Origin of the sequence: Vibrio sp. 10N.222.48.A3 (assembly GCF_041475345.1) — a bacterium.
Taxonomy (GTDB): Bacteria; Pseudomonadota; Gammaproteobacteria; order Enterobacterales; family Vibrionaceae; genus Vibrio; species Vibrio tasmaniensis_A.
In genome coordinates this window covers 1-3,568 of record NZ_JBFRVX010000330.1, presented here as the reverse complement: position 1 = coordinate 3,568, position 3,568 = coordinate 1, and the positions used below count along the sequence as shown (strand labels likewise).

Genomic DNA, 3,568 nt, shown 5'->3' with positions numbered 1-3,568 from the left:
CCTTTACTAGATAACGACTTAAAAAAGCAAAAAAAGAGAAGCAAGAGCTTCTCTTTTTTTGGCCAGTTCTAGTTCAAAAATTTGCATTTTCGACGCCATAACTATCGCTGATGTTTATCTTGTGGGGTGAAAGGCGCTATCACCCCACAAGATTACGTCGGTATTCGCGCGCTTAAGACTCGACGAAGATGACGAACTCGGCGCTCAATCGTGACAACTTCAGGCTCAGAAAAACCAATTGGTCGACCATCGGCTTCAAGGCCAATATCTCTCAATAAATGGGTGTTGTTCCATGGTAGATCATATGAACTACGACGAACTTTTCGTTGCCATTCACGCTCTTCACGACGAAGGTCTGCACGGATAAGAACTGTTGCTAGTTTTAAATATACTGAGTGACGCATAATAACTCTCCAGTTGTGGAATAAACTGAGGAAAAATAGCGTTCTAGATAGTATGAGGGCTTCTCACTTAGCTGCTATTTTTCCGCAGCCAAATAAGGGTACGGATCTATTAGTTAGGTTTATCTTGGGTGTTTCGATCGGCCATGGCTGATGTGTGTGACATATCAGTCACCATGTCAGTACACGGATCAAACGACGCGCAAATATGCTGTATAAAATCGAAATGTTTCATTTGCGCCTCCAAGCTAACTAAAAAATCCAAAAAGAAATGGGGTCGTAAAAGCAGACAAGTCTTTGTTAAATCGTTGCTTTCACGGTTAAAGTCTAACCAAGTGAGTATATTATTCAACCGATAATTGGTTAACATTTTTAAAACAATGCATTCGCCTGAAATATCAGTTGCATATTCATTTACATATAACATATTCACTATGATTATATAAAATCACAGCATATCTATCTTAGGGCTCTCTCTATAGAACAGCGGACTATCCTTCAGAAACAAAAAAGCCACGTATGATACGTGGCCCTTGAATTTTCACTCACCGGATAGAGTCAATGAATAGAACGTTCTAAACAACGCCCTCAGATATAAGACCATGTTTATTGAGTAAGCGGTACATAGTTGCGCGTGAAACTCCAAGCTCCTTAGCGGCCAAAGACACTTGACCACCATAAGATTCCAACACAATGAGTAAAGCATCTCGCTCTGAACGTTCACGTATACTTTTCAGACTGCGGCGTTCATCATTCTGTTTTGGTAAATCCAGTTGATGATCCTCAATGATGACAGCATCAGACATCAACACAACACGCTTAATCTGATTCATCAATTCACGAACGTTGCCAGGCCAATGGTAGCGACTCATCGAGCGGATAGCATCGTCTGAGAAGCTCTTCGCTTGCGCATTAAACTCTTTTGAGTACTCACGCAGAAAATGATTCGCTAGCACTGAAATATCACTCACACGTTCTTTTAAGCTAGGAACATGAATACGCAGAACATTGATGTAATGATAAAGCTCTTCATTGAAGTCGCCCTCGATCAATGCCTTTTCAATATCAGAAGAGTTAGCAGCCAAAATGCGAACATCAACCGACTTAGCTCCCTTCGTGGTTTCAATTTTCCCTTCTTGTAAAAAGCGTAAAAGGTTCAATTGTTGATTACGAGGCATCGCTAGGACATCGTTGAGTAAGAGGGTTCCGCCATCGGCTTCTTCCAACATACAAGGCGCTGCCGTTGCTGGGGCTGAAATACCAAACATCTCAGTCTCTATCCTCATTTCAGATAGAGCACGGCAATTCACAGTTAAAAATGGTTTCTGAGCTCGCGATGAATTTTGATGAATGGAACGTGCAATTGTCTCTTTTCCTGTCCCACTCTCACCGTAAATCAAAATACTGACATCTGTGGGGCCAATTCGCTTGACTTGGTCTCTCAAGCGTTTCACCGCCACAGAATCACCGAGTAGGCCCATATTGTTGTTAATACCGTAGTTTGGCCATACTTTCTGCTCAAGTTTGAGCATACCCAGTTGATGACCAATGGTACTCAATAGCTGAGCATCAGGGATTGGTGCCGTGAAAAAGTCGATACAGAAGTTAACGATAAATTGGCAGATTGTATCTGAGCTCAATTGCGATTCACGGATAAAAGCAAGCCATCGAACTTGCTTGTTGTTGCTCACGAGGTTAGCGATACCATTAAGGCTAAACTCATCATGACTAAGATCCACAATGCCAATGCAGGGGCCAATATCAGTAATTAAGGCATCGGCTTTTCGTAAATCTGCACACTGGGTACATTGCCAACCCACTTGTTCTAACACTGATAACCAGGGTTCGTACGCACCACCAACGACGATAAGAGAACCTGGTAAGGAATCCATCTTAAATTGAGTTCCCATCCTTCTTCCTTATTCTGTTTTTATTTTTTTCAATCAGGCTAACACGAGTTAAACGAATCATACGGGTACAACGTTGCCGCAAGATCGTATTCAGATCCGATACGTATAGTAATGAGACTATCTTAGATTTTTTGTCTCAATGGTAAGACTATGTCATAAATAATCATTTTTCGAATCAAGAGTGCGGTACGAGCTAGGTTTTGACGCTAAAAACCGAAAAAGCCACCCGAAGGTGGCTTTTAAATTACACGGGCAGTAAACACCCCATAAGCGAAAATTACGCTTGTGGGCGCATTGCCGGGAACAAGATCACGTCACGGATTGTGTGGGTGTTAGTAAATAGCATCGCTAGACGATCGATACCAATACCTTGACCCGCTGTTGGCGGTAGGCCGTGCTCTAGTGCAGTAATGTAGTCCGCATCGTAGTACATAGCTTCGTCATCACCCGCGTCTTTTGCGTTAACTTGTGCTTTGAAACGCTCGTCTTGGTCTTGTGCATCGTTAAGCTCAGAGAAACCGTTCGCTACTTCACGGCCACCGATGAAGAACTCAAAGCGGTCTGTGAAGAATGGGTTGCTGTCGCTACGACGAGCCAGTGGAGAGATGTCCGCTGGGTAACCCGTGATGAACGTTGGTTGAATTAGCTGAGGCTCAGCCGTTTCACCAAAGATCTCTTCAAGAAGCTGACCACATGTCCAAAACTTCTCAACGTAAAGACCCACTTCTTCTGCAATTTTAACCATCAATTCTCTGTTCTGAAGATCGTCTTCAGTCAGAGCTTGAATGTTTGCATTTTCAGGTGTGTAGTGTTTGATTGCATCGAACATGCTCATGCGAGCGTAAGTGCCACCGAACTCAACTGTTTCGTCACCGTAAGGCATAGAAGTAGAACCAAGAACGTCCATCGCCGCTGTGCTTAGCATCTCTTCCGTTAGATCCATTAGATCTTTGTAGTCAGAGTACGCTTGGTAGAATTCCATCATTGTGAATTCTGGGTTGTGACGTGGAGAAAGACCTTCGTTACGGAAGTTACGGTTGATCTCGAATACACGGTCAAAACCACCAACTACTAGACGCTTAAGGTAAAGCTCAGGTGCAACACGTAGGTACATGTCGATGTCTAGTGCGTTGTGATGAGTGATGAATGGACGTGCTGTTGCACCGCCTGGGATCACGTGCATCATTGGCGTTTCAACTTCTAGGTAGCCTTTTGAGCTCATGAAGTTACGGATTGAAGACACAAGCTTAGAACGCA

3 protein-coding genes are annotated in these 3,568 nt (G+C 43.4%); all 3 read right to left on the bottom strand.

Going from position 1 to position 3,568, the window contains the following annotated elements:
• Nucleotides 1-152 precede the first annotated feature (152 nt).
• Nucleotides 153-404 carry a hypothetical protein gene (locus AB4653_RS10480; RefSeq protein WP_004735015.1) on the bottom strand — a complete coding sequence of 84 codons (252 nt, stop codon included), beginning with the start codon at nucleotides 402-404 and terminating at the stop codon, nucleotides 153-155.
• A 572-nt stretch (nucleotides 405-976) separates the two neighbouring features.
• Nucleotides 977-2,311 (bottom strand): cyclic-di-GMP-binding transcriptional regulator VpsR, encoded by a 1,335-nt coding sequence (vpsR, locus tag AB4653_RS10475; protein ID WP_009848431.1) that lies wholly within the window; start codon nucleotides 2,309-2,311, stop codon nucleotides 977-979.
• Between the two features lie 277 nt (nucleotides 2,312-2,588).
• Nucleotides 2,589-3,568 (bottom strand): lysine--tRNA ligase (lysS, locus tag AB4653_RS10470; protein WP_372104093.1); only part of this gene is annotated, 980 nt, incomplete at its 5' end.